The following is a 17,714-nucleotide window of genomic DNA, read 5'->3' on the forward strand; positions in this document are numbered from 1 at the left end:
GGCTCCGGCGACGGTCAAATGAATGAAATTAAGGAAGGATCAGATCAGATCAGATCAGGGCTGGGCCGCGCCGCGCTTGTAGTCGCGCAGGGAATCGGGCGCGTCGCACCGGGCGATCACATCGTCGACGATGCGCTTGCGCTGCTCGATCAGGTCGGTGGCGGTCAGCGGCGCCTTGCGCAGCCGGCCGGCCTCGGCGGCGGTGTAGGGCTTGGCGTGGGGCGGCGCGCTCGACCCGCCCACGGTGAAGACGACGTAGTTCAGGATCTCGGCCAGCTCGGCGTCGGACACCTGCGAGAAGGCCACGTTCGGCAGCCGGCCCAGATAGGCGCGGCCGTCCGGCGTGCACATGAAATAGCCCACCTGGTCCTTCAGGTCGGGCACCAGGTTGGACACCGACTTGCCTTCCAGGCCGTGACAGCCGCCGCAGCGTTCCAGGAACTGCGACTTGGGCGATCGCGTCTGGGCGTGCGCCGAGCCCGCCGCCAGCGCGGCCAAGCCCAGGACGGCGGCGACGGCCAGGCCCCTCATTCGACGTTCACCGCCCGCGCCAGGGCGTTGGTCTGGGTGGGGCTCATCCGCCCGGCGGCGCGCACGGCGGCCACCTCGGCGGGGGCGAAGGGCTTGGCCGGCTTGCCGCCGAGAGAGGCCACGTAGCTCAGCACCTCGGCCAGGTCCTGGTCGGACAGCTGCGGGAAGCCCGGCATCACGCCCATCAGCGGCTTGCCGTCCACCTCCAGCCGGCCGGCCATGCCGTTCAGCACGGCGGCGGCCATCATGCGCCGGCCGGCGGGGGCCGCGGCGATCTTCGGCGCGCGGCCGGCCAGGCGCGGATAGACGCCGGCCAGGCCCGCGCCGCCCGCCTGGTGGCAGACCGAGCAGTGCTGGCGATAGAGGTCGCCGCCCTCGGCCCGGGCGTTGGGGACGGCCAGGAACGCGGCTCCGAACACAGCCGCCGCGGCGAACGCCGCCGCACGATACGCGCTCGTCACTAGGCCGGCCCCACGTAGGCGGCGGTCGAGCAGTGGTAGGCCATGGTGGACAGCCCGAAGCACCAGATGATCTCGTTGTCGCCCTGCGGCCGGTAGACCGGCATCTCCCGCTCGGTGCCGTCGCAGAAGGCTTCGGACTTGCAGGGGCTGCGTCCGCAGCAGTCGCGGTAGGCGATCAGGTAGGACTTGCCGTCGTCGGGGTTCATGCAGGTGCCGACCCACGAGGTCGGCGAGGCCTGGGTGCCGGGCGGACAGGTGTGCACGCCGCCGCCGCAGCCGGTGCAGAGCAGCCCGTCGATGGCGCAGTAGCGCCAGTAGTCGCACTTGCTGTCGTCCTTGGTCTGGGCCTGGCGGGCGAAGTCGCTGAGCGGGGCCGCGCCCGCGGGCTGGCTCGGCGCGGCCTCGGCCCGGGCCACCGGCAGCAGCGGAATGGCCGGCGCGCCCACCAGGATCGCGCCCAGCCGGGTGAGCAGGCTGCGGCGCGAGCTCATGCCAGCGATCTTGCGGGTCAGGGCCTCGCCCATGGCGTCGAAGCGGCTTTCGGTCATCGCGGTCTCCTAAGCTCCTTCGCCGGTCATTCCGCCGCCGCGGCGGGCGTGCGGGCGGCCAGATAGTCCTGAATCGAGGAAAAGCCGGTTTCGTGCGCCGTCACCAGGCTTTCCAGGTGTTCGCGGCTGTTCACCAGCCCCTTGGCCGCCACCTTGCCGGCCTGGTCCACCAGCACGGCGTAGGGCAGGCGCTCGACGCGGAAGGTCATGCCCACGTCGGGGCCGTTGACGAAGGGAAAGCCCTCCAGGCCCTGCTTGGCCACGAACTGGCGCTGCTCGGCCGGCTCGGCGTCGCCCACGAAGATCACGTCCACCCGCTCGCTCTTGGCGAAGGCCTTGGCCAGCGGGATCAGCTTCTTGCAGATCGGGCAGGCCGAGGAGACGAACAGCAGGAGCCGAAGGCGCGCCTCCGCGCCCAGCGGCTCGCCGATGTCCAGGGCGCCGCCCTCCAGCAGGCGCCCGGCGATCCTCGGCACGGGGTCGCCCACCTCCGGCCCGCGGCCGGTGGCCAGGGCGCCGACGGGGGCGATGCGCTCGTGCAGCACGCCGATCTGCCGGGCCAGGGCGGCCACCGTCACCGACAGGCCCAGCACCAGCACCCACAGCAGGATCTGCGAGATCATCGAAAGGGTCATGAACGCGCTCCTCCCGGGCGCGGCGTCAGCGCCGACAGATAGCCCAGGCCGTAGTCGATGAAGAACAGGCACGCGCCGGCGACGAGGCCCACCGCCCAGTCGCCGAAGCCGCCGCCGCCCCGGCCCGCCGCGGCGGCCAGCAGCAGGGCGGCGAGGACGAGGTTGCGCCCCACCCGGCCCCAGCCCAGCGGCTGGCGCAAGCCCCGGCGGCCGCAGCCGCAGTCGATCTCGGCGCGGCCCCGCGCGACGTTGATCCCCATGGCGCCGGCGAACACCGCCAGCAGCCCGGCCGCCGCCAGGGCCGGCCAGGGGGCCAGCAGGCCGGCCAGCAGCAGCGCGCCGATCGCGGCCTCCACGGGCGGCAGCAGGCGCGCGACCGGAAGCTCGGCCCAGTCGGGCAGCAGGCGGTAGTTGGCCACCACGCCCTCGAACGCGCGCCAGTCGGCGAACTTGCCGAACGCGCTCTCCAGGAAGAGCAGCGCCGCCGCCGTGCGGATCGCGATTTCCAGGGCCGCCAGGTCGTTCATGCCGCTCCCCTAGGCCGCCGGATCGAAGATCAGGCCGCCCACCAGGTTCGCCGTGCGCAGGCTCTCCCCGGTCTCCGGGTCGAGCACGTGCAGCACCTTGTCCTTGTCGACGCCGTAGAGCACGGGCTTGTCGTCCTGGGTGACCAGGATGTCGTCCAGCGGCGTGTCCAGCTTCATGCGCTTGATCAGCGTGTGCTTGGCCAGGTCCAGCACCCAGATCTCGGTTCCGGCCTCGCCGTGCGTCCAGTGGCCGCCGGCGTGCATCAGCACGAACATCCGCCCGGTCTTGCGGTGCACGGTCAGCGGCTCGTCGCCGCCCGGCCGCCAGGCCAGTTCGCGGTCGCTGGTCCCCGGCGCGTCGAAGCCGCCCGCCACCTGGATCGACCAGGGCTTGGCGATGGTCGGCTTGGCGCCCAGGGCCGTCTCGTACACCAGGCCCGTGTAGCTGACGAACCAGGTCTTGCCGGTCTTGCGGTCGGTCGGGCTGTTCTCGAAGACCGGGTCGGTCTCGGCGTTGAAGAAGGGCTTGGTGCGGGTCAGCGTCGGCCCGTCCGCGCCCAGCGTCACGGTCGCCAGCGAGCCGTCGCCGCACAGCGAGGAGAAGCCGTCGTCGCCGAACGGGAACACCAGGGCGCAGCCGGGCGTCTCGACGGTGCGGTCGGTCTTGCCGCCGGCCAGGTCCACCACGATCACCGACGAGGACGGGTCCATGTTGTAGAGGTAGCCGCGCGCGCCCGACGCGCTCAGCGCGAAGTTCTGCTTGCGCACGCCCATGTACACCCGCCCCGGGATCGCGATCTCCTGGGTCAGGTTCAGGGTGGTCCCGTCATAGACGCTGACCATGTCCTGGCGCGTGCCGCGGTTGCCCTTGGTCCAGATCGATTCGGCCACGTAGATCTTCGACTGGTCCGGCGCGAAGGCGATATTCGACAGGGGGGCGGCCGACACCCCGCCCAGAAGCTTGCCGGTGTCGCCGTCGACGATGCGCGCCTGGTCGCCGCCGAAGGAGTCGAGCAGATAGATGCGGTGGGGCGTGGTCGCCGGCATGGTCGCCACGTCGCTCACGTCGGCGTCGGCCGGCACGCTGGCGGGCCGCTCCTGGGCCGAGGCGCCGAGCGCCAGCGCCGCCAGCCCCGCCGCCGCCAGGACCCGCCCGGCCCAGACCGACTTCGTCACCGCTTGAGCCATGTTCGCCCCTCCTGACCGCCGCCTGAATGCCGGGCGCGCGCCACGGCTTTCAACCCCATGCGTCCCTCGCGGCCGCAGTCCGGCCGCCGCGCCTCGCCCTTGCCCGCGATTCGACCAGCCCATCCCGCAGCTTACGCACGCTTCAAGCATTCGGCGCCGGTATGCCTCTCGCTGCAAGCCTATTATTTGCGATGGCTAAGACGCTGATATCGGAACGATGATGTATGCAGCGCTCATATTTTTGAGCGCCCCGAACAGAGGTGGACATGGAGCAGGAAGTCGGAGCCCGCCTGAGGACGGTGCGCACGCGCCTGGGCATCACCCAGCGCGCCCTGGCGCGCCGCGCCGGCGTGCCCTCCAGCACCGTGTCGCTCATCGAGGGCGGCCGGACCAACCCCTCGATCGGCTCGCTCAAGCGCCTGCTCGACGCCGCCGGGTTGTCCCTGGCCGAGTTCTTCAGCTTCGACTTGCAGACCGAGGCGCAGGTGTTCTTCCGCGCCGACGAGTTGGCGGAAATCTCCAGTGGCGACGTATCTTACCGGCAGGTCGGCGTCGGCAGCGGCCTGTCGACCCTGCAGATTCTTTATGAGACCTACCAGCCCGGATCGGACAGCGGCCGCGTGATGCTGACCCACGAGGGCGAGGAGGGCGGCGTCATCATCCAGGGCCGTCTGGAGGTGACCGTCGGCGAGCAGACCCGCGTGCTCAAGGCCGGCGAGGCCTACCTGTTCAAGAGCACCACGCCCCACCGATTCCGCAATGTGGGCGACGCCGTCTGCATCGTGGTGAGCGCCTGCACCCCGCCGACCTTCTGACCGGACGCGCGCCCCGCGGCTATCGCGATGCTCAGAATATTGAGCGCCCTGAGCGATCATCTCTGAAAAATCAATAAGTTAGCCGGTTGAACAAATAGTCTGTTCGGCCGGCCCCGCTCGCGTGATCATGGTGTGACATAAATAGAACGCAAGGTCGCCGTCGCGTTAAGCGGACTCGGCGCGCGAAGTTGTCTACTACCGTGCGTGAACGTAAGACTGTGATTTCTTGGATACTGATGCCCAACAATTGGGATATTGCGCAAGATTATTGATCTGAAATCCCCGAAAGGGGGCAAACTTGTATTCGGGTGGTTGACCGACGTCGGTTCCCTGCTGCTAGCGTCGCCTACGCTTAGGTGAAAGCAAGTCTTCGTATTTCTTTCACAGAGCCTGTAGAAGGGAGTCGCGTTGCAACCGCCGTCAGAGCGGAAGGGCGCCGTCTTCCTGAGGGGGGCGGATCATTCGGGCGCGCCAAGGCGCGTCGAACAACGGGGATAGTCATGAAGCGTTTCCTTGTGGGCGCGGCGATCGGAATCATGGGCGCGGCCCATGCCGGCGTCTCGGCGGCCCAGACGAAGTCCGACACGCAAGAGGCCAATAAGGTCTCGGAAGTGGTGGTCACCGCCCAGCGGCGGGAGCAGGCGGCCCAGGACGTGGGCATCGCGCTCTCGGTCATCGGCGCCGACGATCTGGCCCAGCGCGGCGTCACCAACGTCAACCAGCTCCAGAACGCCACGCCCAGCCTCGACATCGAGCCGGCGTTCGGCTCGGGCCAGGCCCAGTTCCGCCTGCGCGGCGTGGGCTTCCAGGACTATGCGACCAACAACACGCCCACCGTCGGCGTCTATGTGAACGAAGTCGCCTATCCGGTCCCGATCATGACCCAGGGGCTGATCTTCGACGTCCAGCGCGTCGAGGTGCTGCGCGGTCCGCAGGGCACGCTCTACGGGCGCAACACCACCGGCGGGGCGATCAACTTCGTCACCAACAAGCCCACGGCCACGCCGTCCGGCGGCGCGTCGGTGGAGTTCGGCCGCTACAACGCCCTGAAGGCCGAGGGCTACATCTCCGGGCCGATCGCCGACAACATCCGCGGCCGCCTGGCCGTCGGCACCGAACAGGGCGGCGCCTGGCAGCACAACCGTGAGACCGGCGTGTCCCTGGGCGACGCCGACAAGTTCGCCGCCCGCGCGATGCTGGACATCGACGCCACCGAGAACTTCAACGTCCTGGTCGACGTGCACTCCGGCTACGACCGCTCGGAGAACACCGGCCTCTACCTGACGCAGGACTTCTCGACCCAGTTCGGGGCCGGCCCGACGATCCCGGCCGACAAGGACTATGACGCCACCGGCTGGAGCATCTCGCCCGACCTGGTGCGCGACACCCGGCTGACCTATTCGTCCAAGCCCGGCCGCGACAACCACACCTACGGGGCCTCGGCCAACGCCAACTGGACCCTGGGCGCGGTCAAGCTGACCAACATCGCCGCCTACGACTACCTGCACCGCGAGGAATACGGCGACTACGACGCCTCCTCCTCCATCGCCGCCGACGTCTACTTCGGCTCGAAGGTGAAGGTGTGGTCCGACGAACTGCGCCTGTCGTCGAACACCGACGGCCCGCTGCAGTGGGTGACCGGCGTCTACGTGTCCAAGCAGCAGCTTCGCGAGCGCTACTACTCCGACTTCCTGGACAACTACGGCCTCTCGGCCCGCGTCAGCTATTCGCAGGAAGTCACCTCGGCCAGCGTGTTCGGCCAGGCCGAATACGCCTTCACCGACCAGTGGAAGCTGATCGGCGGTCTCCGCTACGAGAAGGAGACCCGCAAGCTCGAGGACTTCACCTCCGCCTTCGCCGGGGCCACGGCCCTGCCGAAGACCTCGGTGGAGACCGACATGAAGCCGCTCACCGGCAAGCTCGCCCTGGAATACAAGCCGCTCGACCACGTGATGTTCTACGGCTCGATCAGCAAGGGCGTGAAGTCCGGCGGGTTCACCACCTACAACACGGCCAACTCCGCCGCGATCGCCGCCTTCCGGCCCGAAACGCTCTGGGCCTACGAAGTGGGCGTGAAGTCGAACCCGACGCCGAGCCTGCAGGTCAACGGCGCGATGTTCTTCTACGACTACAAGGACCAGCAGGTCCTGTCGGCGCGCCTGACCGCGAACGGCCTGGTCGGCAGCTTCGTCAACGCGCCGAAGTCGCAGATCTGGGGCGGCGAACTGGAGCTGACCTGGGCGCCGATCCGCGGCCTGATGATCAACCAGAGCGCCAGCTACAAGGACGGCGAGTTCAAGGAATACAACGCGCTCGACGTGGCCGCCACGCGTGCGGCGGGCGTCGAGGTCTACACCGACAAGTCTGGCGATCCGATCCCGTTCGGCAACTGGACCTACGGCGGCTCGGTCGTCTACAGCGCCGACGTGGGCGACTTCGTCGTCCGCAGCGAGCTGAACTACAACTGGCGCGACAAGCAGGTTTCCTGGCTCGGCGACTACTACGACATCCCGTCCTACTGGCTGGCCAACGCCAGCGTCGGGGTCTCGCCGGCCAACGGCCCGTGGAGCGCCACGGTCTGGGTGCGTAACCTCTTCGACAAGAAGTACGACCTGACCCGCAACTTCTTCACCGAGGCCGAGGTGGCCCAGCACGGCCTGCCGCGCACCTACGGCATCCGGCTGACCTACAACTACTAGGTCTTTCGGACGGCTTCCCAAGCCGGGCGCGAGGGGGCAGAAGCTCACGCATGCTTCCGCTTCCTCGTCCCGGTCGCCGTAATCTGATCACCGACGTGGCCGGCCTGCGGGTCGGCCACGCCGACGATTCCAACGCCGGCACCGGCGTCACCACCCTTCTTTGCGACGACTTCTTCAACGCCGGCGTCGACGTGCGCGGCGGCGGCCCCGGCGTGCGCGAGACCGAGACCCTGGCCGCGGAGAATCTCGTCGGCCGCGCCCATGCGATCGTGCTCTCCGGCGGCTCGGTGTTCGGCCTGGGCGCGGCCGACGGCGTCGTCGCCGGCCTCTCGGTCCGCGGCGTGGGCCTGCACCTGAAGCCGGGCTCCCCCGCCATCCCTATCGTCCCGGCCGCCGTGCTGCACGACCTGGCCAACCCCGGCGACAAGGACTGGGGCCTTGAGCCGCCCTACCGCCGCCTGGGCCTCGCCAGCCTGGACGCCGCGGAGCAGGACTTCGCCCTGGGTTCGGCCGGAGCGGGCCGGGGCGCCATGGCCGGCCTCATCAAGGGCGGCGTCGGCTCGGCCTCCATCGACCTGGGCGACGGCTTGATCGTGGCCGCCCTGGTGGTCGCCAATCCGGTCGGCTCGGTGCTGATGCCGGACGGCAAGACCTTCTGGGCCTGGCCCTTCGAGATCGACGGCGAGTTCGGCGGCGGCCGGCCCGACCCCTCCGTCAGCGCCATCGCCCCGGTGCCGGACGAGGCGCGGCTGGCCAGCCTCGGGCGCCTGCAGGCCGGCGCGGCCACTACCATCGGCGCGGTGGCGACCACCGCCGACCTGTCGACCGCCGAATGCAAGCGCGTGGCGATGATGGCCCACGACGGCCTGGCCCGCGCCGTGCGCCCGGCGCACATGCCCTTCGACGGGGACACCCTGTTCAGCCTGGCCACCGGCGCCTGCGCCCTGGGCCACGACGATGATCGCCCGACGCGCCTGGCCGCCATCGGCTCAGCCGCCGCCGACTGTGTCGCCCGCGCCATCGCCCGCGGAGTCTATGAGGCGCTCAAGCAGGCCTGAGCGGTTCCAGCACGGCGTCTCGCAGATGCTCCCCCTCTGGGGGAGCTGGCCCAGAGGAGTTGAGGGGGACTTCAACAAGCGGAGCGCGCCGCTCTTTCCTCACGGCGCAAACGCCAAAGCCCCCCCTTCACCGCTTCGCGGTCCCCCTCCCGCAGAGGGGGGAGATCGACGCGGCGGCTCTGCGAATTCTCCTCCCCCGCGAAGTGGTGGAGGGGGCCGCGCCGGAGCTAAGCCCGCGCCGCCAGGGCCCGTTCCAGGTCGGGCGTCGCCGCCATCAGCCGCCGCGTATAGTCGTGCGCCGGGGCGGAGAAGACGGCCTCGGTCGCGCCCTCCTCGACGATCTTGCCCGCCTGCATCACCAGGACCCGGTGGCAGACCGCCCGCACGACGGACAGGTCGTGGGTGACGAACAGGTAGGCGACGCCCAGCTCGCGGGAGAGCTCGGCCAGGAGGTCCAGGATCTGCGCGCGCACGGTCACGTCCAGCGCCGAGACGGCCTCGTCCAGCACTACCAGCTTCGGCTCCGTGATCAGCGCGCGGGCGATGGCGATCCGCTGGCGCTGGCCGCCGGAGAACTGGTGCGGGAAGCGGCTCGCGGCCGAGGCGTCCAGCCCCACGCGCTGCAGCATGGCGCCGATGCGGCGGGCCTTCTCCTCGCCTGTGGGCGGGTTGTCCATCAGGTGGAAGGGCTCGGCGATCAGCTCGGCCACCCGCCAGCGCGGGTCGAAGCTGCCGTAGGGGTCCTGGAACACCGCCTGGATGTCGCGCCGCGCGCCGCGGCTCGCCGCGTGGCCGGCCGGCGGAAAGGCCCGGCCCATCAGGCTCACCTGGCCGCCCTGCAGCGGATCGAGCCCCAGGACCGCGCGCAGCAGGGTCGACTTGCCCGAACCGCTTTCGCCGACCAGGCCCACCGTCTCGCCGGCGCCGACCGTCAGGCTCACCCCGCCGACGGCGGTGAAGGTCTCCGGCTTCTTCCAGGGCGCGCGTCGCGGGCCGGGATAGGTGCGCACCACGTCCTCGGCGCGCAGCACCTCGCCGGCCGCTTCCGGCGCGGCAGGGGCGGTCTTGGCCAGCGCCGCGTCGGCCGCCAGCCGCTTGGCGTAGGGATGGGTCAGGTTGCGGAACAGCGGCACGGTCGGCCCGGCCTCCACCACCTCGCCGGCCTGCAGGATCGCCACCTCGTCGGCGGTCTCGGCGACCACGGCCAGGTCGTGGGTGATCAGGATCAGGCCGGCCCCGTCCTCGCGCGCCAGGGACTTCAAGAGCTCCAGGATCTGCGCCTGAGTGGTCACGTCCAGCGCCGTGGTCGGCTCGTCGGCGATCAGCAGCTTCGGCTTCAGCGCCGTGGCGATGGCGATCGCCACCCGCTGGCGCTGGCCGCCGGAAAGCTCGTGCGGATAACGGGACGGCGGGAACTTCTCCCCCGGCAGGCCCGCCCGCTCCAGCGCCTTGACGGCGGTCGCCATCGCCTCTGCGCGGCCGCCGCCGCGATGCAGCCGCACGGCCTCGGCCACCTGGTCGCCGATGGTCATCAGCGGATTGAGCGCCGTCATCGGCTCCTGGAACACCACGCCGATGTCCGCCCCGCGCAGGGCGCACATCTGGCTCTCGGTCTTGGTCAGCAGCTCCTCGCCGGAAAGCCGGATCGACCCGCTCACCTGCGCGCCCGGCGGCAGCAGGCGCAGGATCGACATCGAGGTCATCGACTTGCCCGAGCCGCTTTCCCCCACCAGGCCCAGGATGCGGCCGGACTCCAGGGTCAGCGAGACGCCCTTCAGGATCTCCGTCCCGCCCAGACTCAGCCGCAGGTTCTCGATCTCGAGCAGGGCCATCTCAGCGCCTCCCCTCGAGCTTGGGATCGAGCACGTCGCGCAGGCCGTCGCCCAGCAGGTTGAGGCCGATCACCGTCAGCACCACCGCCAGGCCGGGGAAGATCGCCAGCCAGGGCGCGAAGCCGATCATGGTCTGCGCCTCGTTCAGCATCCGCCCCCAGCTCGGGATCGGCGGCTGCGCGCCCAGGCCCACGTAGGAGAGCGCCGCCTCGGCCAGGACCCCCATGGAGAACTGGATGGTGCCCTGCACGATCAGGAGGTTGGCGATGTTGGGCAGGATGTGCTGCCATGAGATCGCGCCCGCGCCCTTGCCGGCCACCCGCGCGGCCAGCACGTAGTCGCGCGTCCAAAGCGACAAGGCCGCGCCCCGGGCCACGCGGGCGAAGACCGGAATGTTGAAGATGCCGATGGCGATGATGGCGTTGATCGCGCCCGGCCCGGCCACGGCGGTGATCATGATCGCCAGCAGCAGCGAGGGGAAGGCGAAGATCAGGTCGTTGCCGCGCATCACCAGCTCGTCCAGCCAGCCCCTGCGGGCGGCGGCGATCAGGCCCAGCGGCACGCCGATCAGCATGCCGACGCCGGCCGCCACCAAGGCCACGGCCAGGGAGTTTCGCGCGCCGACCAGGATCATCGAGGCCACGTCGCGGCCGAAGTGGTCGGTGCCCAGCCAGTGGGCCGCCGAGGGCGCCTGCAGCCGGTGCGCCACGTCCAGGACGGCCACGTCATAGGGCGTCCAGACGAACGACAGCAGCGCCCCGCCGATGAAGAGGGCGGTCAGCACGACGCCCAGGATCAGGCCCGGGCTCGTCAGGGCGGGATTGCGGCGGGCGGCGCTCATCGGCGCCTCCGCAGCCTGGGATCGACCGCCGCATAGCCCAGGTCGACCATGAAGTTCACCACCACCACCGCGAACACCAGCAGCACCACCACGCTCTGCACGACGATCAGGTCGCGCTGGGTGATGGCCTGGAAGACCAGGCGTCCGAGCCCCGGCAGGAAGAAGACGTTCTCCACGATCACCGCCCCGGCCAGCAGGAAGGGAAGCTGCAGGCCAAGGATCGTCAGCATCGGGATCATCGCGTTGCGCAGGGCGTGGCGGCGGATCGCTTGGCCCTCGGTCAGGCCCTTGGCGCGGGCCGTGCGGATGTAGTCCTCGCCCAGGGTCTCGATCAGGGCCGAGCGCAGCACCCGGGCCAGGATCGCCGCCTGGGGCAGGGCGAGCGCCACGGCCGGCAGGACCAGCGCGGCCAGCGCCTTGCCGAAGCCGGCGTCCCAGCCGGGGAAGCCGCCGGCCGGCAGCCAGCGCAGGCCGATCGAAAAGACCAGCACCAGCAACATGGCGAACCAGAAGTTGGGCAGGGCCATGCCCACCTGGGTCACGCCCATCACCAGGGAATCGGCCGCCTTGCCCCGCCGGCTCGCGGCGAACAGGCCGATGGGCAGGGCGGTGGCCAGGCTGATCACCAGCGCCATCAGCGCCAGGGGCAGGGAGACCGCCAGCCGCTCGCCGATCAGTTGGCCCACCGGCACGCGGTAGGTGTAGCTGACGCCGAAGTCGCCGTGCGCCAGGCCCCAGAGCCAGGCCAGGTAGCGGTGCAGCGGCGGGGCGTCGAGGCCCATCTGCGCGCGCAGCGCCGCCACCGCCTCGGGGTTGGCGTTCAGCCCCATCATGTAGGCCGCCGGGTCGCCTGGCACGATCTGGATCAGGAGGAACACCACCACCGTCGCGGCCAGGAAGGTGGCGGCCAGCGAGACCATCCGTCCGGCCACATAGGCCGCGCCGAGACGGACGAAGCCGTAGATGGCGAAGGCGCCGCAGGCGGCCAGCACCAGCCATCCCACCAGCGGCCCCGCGCCGCCTGCGGGCTTGGCCGCCACTGGCGCGCCGGCCGAGCCCGGCTCGTCGAACCAGGCCTCGCCCACCTCGTTGGCCTGGACCGGGGCGTCCACCCACATGCCCTTCAGGTGCGCGTCCCAGACGTTGAGCTTGGGGAACTCGAACAGGAAGCCGTTGACCGCGTCCTCGGCGATCTTCTTCTGGATCGCCACCAAGAGCCTGTGCCGCTCGGCCGGATCCACCGCCGCGTCGAGCTGGGCCAGGAGGGCGTTGTAGGCCTCCGAGTGGTAGCCGAAATAGTAGTCGCGGCCGTAGATGTCGTAGTCCATCGGCTCGGTGTGCGAGACGATGGTCATGTCGAAGTCGTGCGCCCCGAACACCCGGTCCAGCCACTGCGACCATTCCAGGTTCTCGATCTTGGCGCGGACGCCCACCTGGGCGAGCTGGGCGGCGACGATCTCTCCGCCCCGGCGCGCATAGCTGGGCGGCGGCAGTTTCAGGGTCACGTCCAGGCCGTTGGGATAGCCGGCCTCGGCCAGCAGCGCGCGGGCCTTGGCCGGATCGTGCGGATACATGCCGGTCAGGTCGACGTAGTCGGGGCTCTGCGGCGGGAAGTGGCTGCCGATCGGCTTGCCGTAGCCGAACATGGCGCCTTCGATGATCGCCTTGCGGTCCAGGGCGTAGCTCACCGCGCGGCGCACGCGGATGTCGTTAAAGGGCGGGCGGGCGTTGTTTAGCGCCAGGATCGTCTCGCCCTCGGTCGAGCCCACCACGACGCGAAAGCGCGGATCGGCCTTCAGCTCGGCCAGGTTCTCAGGGGCCGGGAAGTTGGGAAAGGCGTCCAGGTCGCCGGCCTTCACCGCGGCGAAGGCGGCGGTCGGGTCGGCGATGAACTTGAAGACCACCTTGGCGATGCGCGGCGCCGGGCCCCAGTAGTCCGGATTGCGCTCCAGCGTGATCGAGTCGCCCCGCCGCCAGTCGACGAAGCGGAACGGTCCGGTGCCCACCGGATGGGTGGCGTTGTCCGCCGCCGTCTTCGGCGAGACCATCACCGCGTCGCCCCAGCCCAGCACGTAGAGCAGCCGCGTGTTGGGCGCCTTGAGCACCAGGCGCACGGTCTGCGGATCGACCACCTCGACGTGGTCGATCACCTCGAAGCTGGTCTTCTGGGCGTTGGCCGAATCCGCCGCGCGGGCCCGGTCCAGCGAGAACTTCACGTCCTCGGCGTCGAACGGCTCGCCGTCGGAGAAGCGCACCCCGCGCCGCAGGTGGAAGACGTAGATCCGCCCGTCCGGCGAGATCTCCCAGGATTCCGCCAGCTTCGGCTCCACCTGGCCGTTGCGGCCGATGTGGACCAGCCCCTCGAAGACGTTGCCGTAGACCACCTCGTCGATGGCCGCGGCCGCGCCGGCGGTGGGGTCCAGGTTCGGCGGCTCCAGTTGCAGGCCCACGCGCAGCACCTCCCGCGCCGCCGCCGGGCTCGCCAGCATCAGCAGCGTCAGGATCAGGGCGACGAGGCCGCCCCACCCGCGTCGATGTGAGGAATCGCGGCTCACGCCTGTCCGGTCAGGAGGGCGTAGGCGGACAGGGCCATCACCTTGGCCGAGTTCACCATGTCGTCGATCCCCACGTATTCGTCCGGCTGGTGCGCCAGGTCCAGGATGCCCGGGCCGTAGGCGATGCAATCGCGCAGCTTGCCGATCCGGTCCACGTGCTTCTGGTCGTAGGTGCCCGGCGAGCAGCAGATGTCGGCGCGCTTGCCCAGCACCTGCTCGATCGCCTCGCAGGTCATGCGCACCACCGGCCGCTCCGGCTCGGTCATCGACGGGCGCACCTCGAAGAGGTCGCGCATCTTGTAGCGGAAGTTGGGCCGGGTCTGGGTCAGGCCGTCCAGCAGGGTGCGCATCTGCGCCTTCACCTCGTCCAGGTCCTCCTCGATCAGGAGGCGCCGGTCGAGCACGATCCGGCAGCTATCCGGCACGATGGGCGCGGGCAGGCCCGAGCCGGTCACGTCCGGCTCGCCGCCGTGGATCGAGTTGATGTTCAGCGTGGGCGTGCGCGCGCCCTCGGGCACCACCGGCATCGAGGTCTGGTGGCCGGCGAGCGCGGGGAAGATCTTGCGCTCCATCTCGTCCAGCAGGGCGCCCATGTGACGCACGGCGCTGTCGCCCAGGAAGGGCATGGAGCCGTGGGCGATGTGGCCCAGGGTGGTGATCTCCGACCACCAGACGCCGCGGTGGCCGATGCACACTCGGTCCACGTTCAGCGGCTCGGGGATGATCACGTGGTCCACGCGCGGCTTGGAGAACCAGCCGCGCTCGGCCAGGTAGGCCACGCCGCCGTAGCCGCCGCTCTCCTCGTCGGCCGTGCCGGAAATCTCCAGGGCGCCGGGCAGCTCCACGCCGGAATCGATCAGCGCCTCGACGGCCACGACCGAGGCCGCCAGGCCCCCCTTCATGTCGCAGGCGCCGCGGCCGTAGACCTTGCCATCCTTCACCACGCCGGCGAAGGGATCCACCGTCCAGCCGTCGCCTACGGTGACCACGTCGATGTGGCTGTTGAAGTGCACGCAGGGGCCGGGCCGCGCGCCCTCCCAGCGGGCGATCACATTGGTGCGCGGATAGGCGTCGCTGTCGCCGGGCGAGCCCTCGGCCCGCACGTATTCCACCTGGAAGCCGCGCTTGCGCAGCCGCTCGCCGAGATACTCCGCACAGGGACGATAGGCGTCCCCCGGCGGGTTGATCGTCGGGAAACGGATCAGGTCCTGGGTCAGGGCCGTCACCTCGTCGCGGCGGGACTCGATGTCGGCGAGCAGGGCGTCTTCACGGGGATGGGGCGTCAATACGCATGCCTTTCTAGGGTACGCTTGGCCCGCGTCGCGGCGCGGGCGGCCAGGTCCGGCAGGCCGAGGGCGTCGTACACCCGGGCCAGGACTGAATTTAGGGGCGCGCCGTCCGGATCGAAGCGGCGCCGCAGTTCGAGGATCTGCTGGGCGTCGGCCAGGCGTCCGGCGCGCAGCACGGCCTCCAGGTAGATCTGCTCGAACAGGTCGCGCTGGGCATGGCTTCCGCCCACCTCGATCAGCCGGGGCAGGGCCGCGCCCATCCGCTCGATCGCCACGTCATGGGCGCCGCGTTGCAGGGCCATGATCCCCTGCGCCGCCGGCAGCGCCGCCTCGGCCCAGGCGCGGCGGCTGTGGGCCGGCGCCTCGGCGGCGCGGCGTTCGATCGCGGCCATCAGGACTTCGGCCTCGGGCCGGCCCGCCCGGTTCAGGCCGTGCAGGTACTGCAGCGACAGGAACGGCTGGACCACGTCTTCGGCGCGCGTCGCCAGATAGTCGCCCAGCTCGGTCCAGCGCCCGCCCACGTCGATCCCGGCGAACTCCAGGCGCGCCAGCAGCGAGACCGCGCCGATCTGGTCCTGCGAGTAGGTGCGGTCCTGGGTCCAGCAGCGCCGGTCGTAGATGTCCAGCACCGCCTCGCCGCGCCCCTGGCTCAGATGGAACAGCGCCAGGTGCCACCAGTTGTGGGTGTACATGAATGAATTCAGGCCGTCCCAGCCGCTCGAGCGGTCGGCCATCAGCAGCGCCCCCTCCTCGATCCGGCCCTGGGTCAGCATCACGTGGGCCAGGGCGTGTTGCGCCCACGGCTCTTTCGGCTCCAGGTGCAGCGCCTCCCAGGCGGTCGCCTCCGCATCGGCCAGCAGGTGGCACTGCTCGTAGGCGAAGGCGCGCATGCCGTGCAGTTGCGGCACCGCGCTGCTGGCCGGCAGCGCCTTGTCGGTGATGCGCAGCATGGCCGGGAAGTCGCCCCGGTTCAGGTTCAGGTACTGGCAGAGCTTCACCATCGCCAGGTCGGTCGGGCAGGCCTCCACCACCTCGTCGCCCACGGCCAGGGCCGCCTCGACGTCGTCGGCGATCCAGGCCCGCAGGAAGGCGACGACGCCCTGCTCGCGCGCGTTGGCCCGCGGCGCGGCCTCGGCCCGGGCCAGGTAGCCCGCGGCGCCCGCCGGCGAGCCCATGGTCTCGCCCAGCATGTGCAGGCAGCCGGCGTAGGCGTTGGCCAGCGCGCTGCCGGCGTCGGCGTCGGCCGCCGCCAGCACGTTCAGCGCCCGCGGCTCGTAGGTGATGAAGCCGCCGACGAAATCGTCGATGGCGGCCAGGGTCTGGGGATCGGCCGGGCTGATCGGCGAGCCGAGATAGTCCTTCGGACCGCTCTTCTGATGGACGGCCCGCGTGCTCACGCGATCGCGGCCAGGGTGTCGCGCAAGATCTGCATCATCTCGTCGATCTGGCTCTCCTCGACGATCAGCGACGGCGAAAGCGCGATGATGTCGGCGGTCACGCGGATCATCAGCCCGCGGTCGAAGGCGATGCGGAAGGCTTCCAGCCCGCGCTCGCCCGGCGCGCCGGGGCGCGGCTCCAGCTCGATGCCGGCCATCAGGCCCAGGTTGCGCAGGTCGATCACGTGGCGCGCGTCCCTCAGGCCGTGGACGGCGGCTTCCCACTTGGGCGCGAGTTCGGCGGCGCGCTCGAACAGGTCTTCCTCGGCGTAGGTGTCCAGCGTGGCCAGCCCCGCGGCGCAGGCCAGCGGGTGGCCGGAGTAGGTGTAGCCGTGGAACAGCTCGATCGCGCCGTCGGCGCTGTCGAGCATGGTCTCGTAGATCTCGGGCTTCACCGCCACCGCGCCCATCGGCACCGCGGCGTTGGTGATGCCCTTGGCCATGGTCATGATGTCGGGCGTGACGCCGAAGAACTCGGTGGCGAACGAGGCGCCCAGGCGCCCGAAGCCGGTGATCACCTCGTCGAAGATGAGCAGGATGTCGTGCTTGTCGCAGATCGCGCGCAGGCGCTGCAGATAGCCCTTGGGCGGGATCAGCACGCCGGTGGAGCCGGCCACCGGCTCGACGATCACCGCGGCGATGTTGGAGGCGTCGTGCAGGCCGACGATCCGCTCCAGCTCGTCGGCCAGGTCCGCGCCGTGCTCCGGCTGGCCCTTGCTGAAGGCGTTGCGCGCCAGGTCGTGGGTGTGGGGCAGGTGGTCCACGCCGGTGAGCAGCGAGCCGAAGAACATGCGGTTCTTGACGATGCCGCCCACCGAGATGCCGCCGAAGCCCACCCCGTGGTAGCCGCGCTCGCGGCCGATCAGCCGCGTCTTGGTGCCCTTGCCGCGCGCCCGCTGATAGGCCAGCGCGATCTTCAGGGCCGTGTCCACCGACTCCGATCCGGAGTTGGTGAAGAACACGTGGTCCAGCCCCTCGGGCAGGATCGAGACCAGCCGGTTGGCGAACTCGAAGGCCTTGGGATGGCCCATGTTGAAGGTGGTGGCGTAGCCCAGCTCGGCCGCCTGGCGCTGGATCGCCTCGACGATGCGCGGACGGTTGTGGCCGGCGTTCACGCACCACAGGCCCGAGGTGCCGTCCAGGATCTTGCGCCCCTCGGGGGTGAAGTAGTGCATGCCCTCGGCGCGCTGCAGGAAGCGCGGGTCGGCCTTGAAGCGCCGGTTCGGCGTGAACGGCATCCAGAAGGCTTCAAGGGAGTTGGGGGCGGGAGTGAACGGCTTGGTCATGCCTGATCCGATT

The 17,714-nt window shown here is 70.4% G+C and carries 15 protein-coding genes; 3 read left to right on the forward strand and 12 right to left on the reverse strand.

Annotated elements, in window-relative coordinates; translation table 11 throughout:
• Positions 1-54 precede the first annotated feature (54 nt).
• Genes ACE3TA_RS13345 through ACE3TA_RS13370 form a run of 6 tightly spaced genes read right to left on the reverse strand, consistent with a single transcriptional unit; the run spans position 55 to position 3,890 of the window.
• Complete coding sequence (locus ACE3TA_RS13345) at positions 55-531, reverse strand: cytochrome c (RefSeq protein ID WP_374574438.1); 477 nt, start codon at positions 529-531, stop codon at positions 55-57.
• Positions 528-992, reverse strand: a complete 465-nt coding sequence (locus ACE3TA_RS13350) for a cytochrome c (protein ID WP_374574440.1) — start codon at positions 990-992, stop codon at positions 528-530. The genes ACE3TA_RS13345 and ACE3TA_RS13350 overlap by 4 nt, the downstream gene beginning before the upstream one ends.
• The gene (locus ACE3TA_RS13355; RefSeq protein ID WP_374574443.1) at positions 992-1,540 is read right to left on the reverse strand and encodes a methylamine dehydrogenase light chain; all 549 of its coding nucleotides are present in this window, start codon (positions 1,538-1,540) and stop codon (positions 992-994) included. The genes ACE3TA_RS13350 and ACE3TA_RS13355 overlap by 1 nt, the downstream gene beginning before the upstream one ends.
• A gap of 26 nt (positions 1,541-1,566) precedes the next feature.
• Positions 1,567-2,175, reverse strand: coding sequence for a methylamine dehydrogenase accessory protein MauD (gene mauD / locus ACE3TA_RS13360; RefSeq protein WP_374574445.1), 609 nt, complete (start codon positions 2,173-2,175; stop codon positions 1,567-1,569).
• A complete protein-coding gene (locus ACE3TA_RS13365) occupies positions 2,172-2,702 on the reverse strand; it encodes a MauE/DoxX family redox-associated membrane protein (protein ID WP_374574447.1) in 531 nt (176 codons plus the stop codon). Before ACE3TA_RS13365 ends, mauD begins: the two co-directional genes overlap by 4 nt.
• A gap of 9 nt (positions 2,703-2,711) precedes the next feature.
• Positions 2,712-3,890 (reverse strand): amine dehydrogenase large subunit, encoded by a 1,179-nt coding sequence (locus ACE3TA_RS13370; RefSeq protein WP_374574449.1) that lies wholly within the window; start codon positions 3,888-3,890, stop codon positions 2,712-2,714.
• A gap of 266 nt (positions 3,891-4,156) precedes the next feature.
• On the opposite strand from ACE3TA_RS13370, the gene ACE3TA_RS13375 reads away from it, so the two are divergent.
• From ACE3TA_RS13375 to ACE3TA_RS13385, 3 genes are all read left to right on the forward strand, one after another.
• A complete protein-coding gene (locus tag ACE3TA_RS13375) occupies positions 4,157-4,705 on the forward strand; it encodes a cupin domain-containing protein (RefSeq protein ID WP_374574451.1) in 549 nt (182 codons plus the stop codon).
• Positions 4,706-5,205: 500 nt separating this feature from the next.
• Complete coding sequence (locus ACE3TA_RS13380; protein ID WP_374574453.1) at positions 5,206-7,404, forward strand: TonB-dependent receptor; 2,199 nt, start codon at positions 5,206-5,208, stop codon at positions 7,402-7,404.
• Positions 7,405-7,454: 50 nt separating this feature from the next.
• Positions 7,455-8,462 carry a P1 family peptidase gene (locus tag ACE3TA_RS13385; RefSeq protein WP_374574455.1) on the forward strand — a complete coding sequence of 336 codons (1,008 nt, stop codon included), beginning with the start codon at positions 7,455-7,457 and terminating at the stop codon, positions 8,460-8,462.
• 227 nt (positions 8,463-8,689) lie between these two features.
• Here ACE3TA_RS13385 and ACE3TA_RS13390 read toward each other — a convergent pair whose 3' ends face one another.
• From ACE3TA_RS13390 to ACE3TA_RS13415, 6 genes are read right to left on the reverse strand one after another with little or no spacing between them, the layout of a single operon-like run.
• Positions 8,690-10,294, reverse strand: coding sequence for an ABC transporter ATP-binding protein (locus tag ACE3TA_RS13390; RefSeq protein ID WP_374574457.1), 1,605 nt, complete (start codon positions 10,292-10,294; stop codon positions 8,690-8,692).
• A gap of 1 nt (position 10,295) precedes the next feature.
• Positions 10,296-11,135, reverse strand: coding sequence for an ABC transporter permease (locus ACE3TA_RS13395; protein WP_374574459.1), 840 nt, complete (start codon positions 11,133-11,135; stop codon positions 10,296-10,298).
• Positions 11,132-13,690: an ABC transporter substrate-binding protein gene (locus tag ACE3TA_RS13400; RefSeq protein WP_374574461.1), complete on the reverse strand. Its 2,559-nt coding sequence runs from the start codon at positions 13,688-13,690 to the stop codon at positions 11,132-11,134. The genes ACE3TA_RS13395 and ACE3TA_RS13400 overlap by 4 nt, the downstream gene beginning before the upstream one ends.
• Positions 13,687-14,976 (reverse strand): acetylornithine deacetylase/succinyl-diaminopimelate desuccinylase family protein, encoded by a 1,290-nt coding sequence (locus ACE3TA_RS13405; RefSeq protein WP_374574463.1) that lies wholly within the window; start codon positions 14,974-14,976, stop codon positions 13,687-13,689. The genes ACE3TA_RS13400 and ACE3TA_RS13405 overlap by 4 nt, the downstream gene beginning before the upstream one ends.
• On the reverse strand, positions 14,973-16,376 hold the full coding sequence (locus tag ACE3TA_RS13410; protein ID WP_374574465.1) for a tetratricopeptide repeat protein: 1,404 nt from the start codon (positions 16,374-16,376) through the stop codon (positions 14,973-14,975). Before ACE3TA_RS13410 ends, ACE3TA_RS13405 begins: the two co-directional genes overlap by 4 nt.
• On the reverse strand, positions 16,373-17,701 hold the full coding sequence (locus ACE3TA_RS13415; RefSeq protein ID WP_374574467.1) for an aspartate aminotransferase family protein: 1,329 nt from the start codon (positions 17,699-17,701) through the stop codon (positions 16,373-16,375). Before ACE3TA_RS13415 ends, ACE3TA_RS13410 begins: the two co-directional genes overlap by 4 nt.
• Positions 17,702-17,714 lie beyond the last annotated feature (13 nt).

It is taken from the genome of Phenylobacterium sp. (assembly GCF_041916435.1).
Classification (GTDB): domain Bacteria; phylum Pseudomonadota; class Alphaproteobacteria; order Caulobacterales; family Caulobacteraceae; genus Phenylobacterium.

Excerpts from the sequence above, each read along its gene's own strand:
- ACE3TA_RS13345 (WP_374574438.1), bottom strand. The coding sequence starts at position 531 with ATGAGGGGCCTGGCCGTCGCCGCCGTCCTGGGCTTGGCCGCGCTGGCG.
- ACE3TA_RS13355 (WP_374574443.1), bottom strand. The coding sequence starts at position 1,540 with ATGACCGAAAGCCGCTTCGACGCCATGGGCGAGGCCCTGACCCGCAAG.
- mauD (WP_374574445.1), bottom strand. The coding sequence starts at position 2,175 with ATGACCCTTTCGATGATCTCGCAGATCCTGCTGTGGGTGCTGGTGCTG.
- ACE3TA_RS13365 (WP_374574447.1), bottom strand. The coding sequence starts at position 2,702 with ATGAACGACCTGGCGGCCCTGGAAATCGCGATCCGCACGGCGGCGGCG.
- ACE3TA_RS13370 (WP_374574449.1), bottom strand. The coding sequence starts at position 3,890 with ATGGCTCAAGCGGTGACGAAGTCGGTCTGGGCCGGGCGGGTCCTGGCG.
- ACE3TA_RS13375 (WP_374574451.1), top strand. The coding sequence starts at position 4,157 with ATGGAGCAGGAAGTCGGAGCCCGCCTGAGGACGGTGCGCACGCGCCTG.
- ACE3TA_RS13380 (WP_374574453.1), top strand. The coding sequence starts at position 5,206 with ATGAAGCGTTTCCTTGTGGGCGCGGCGATCGGAATCATGGGCGCGGCC.
- ACE3TA_RS13385 (WP_374574455.1), top strand. The coding sequence starts at position 7,455 with ATGCTTCCGCTTCCTCGTCCCGGTCGCCGTAATCTGATCACCGACGTG.
- ACE3TA_RS13390 (WP_374574457.1), bottom strand. The coding sequence starts at position 10,294 with ATGGCCCTGCTCGAGATCGAGAACCTGCGGCTGAGTCTGGGCGGGACG.
- ACE3TA_RS13395 (WP_374574459.1), bottom strand. The coding sequence starts at position 11,135 with ATGAGCGCCGCCCGCCGCAATCCCGCCCTGACGAGCCCGGGCCTGATC.
- ACE3TA_RS13415 (WP_374574467.1), bottom strand. The coding sequence starts at position 17,701 with ATGACCAAGCCGTTCACTCCCGCCCCCAACTCCCTTGAAGCCTTCTGG.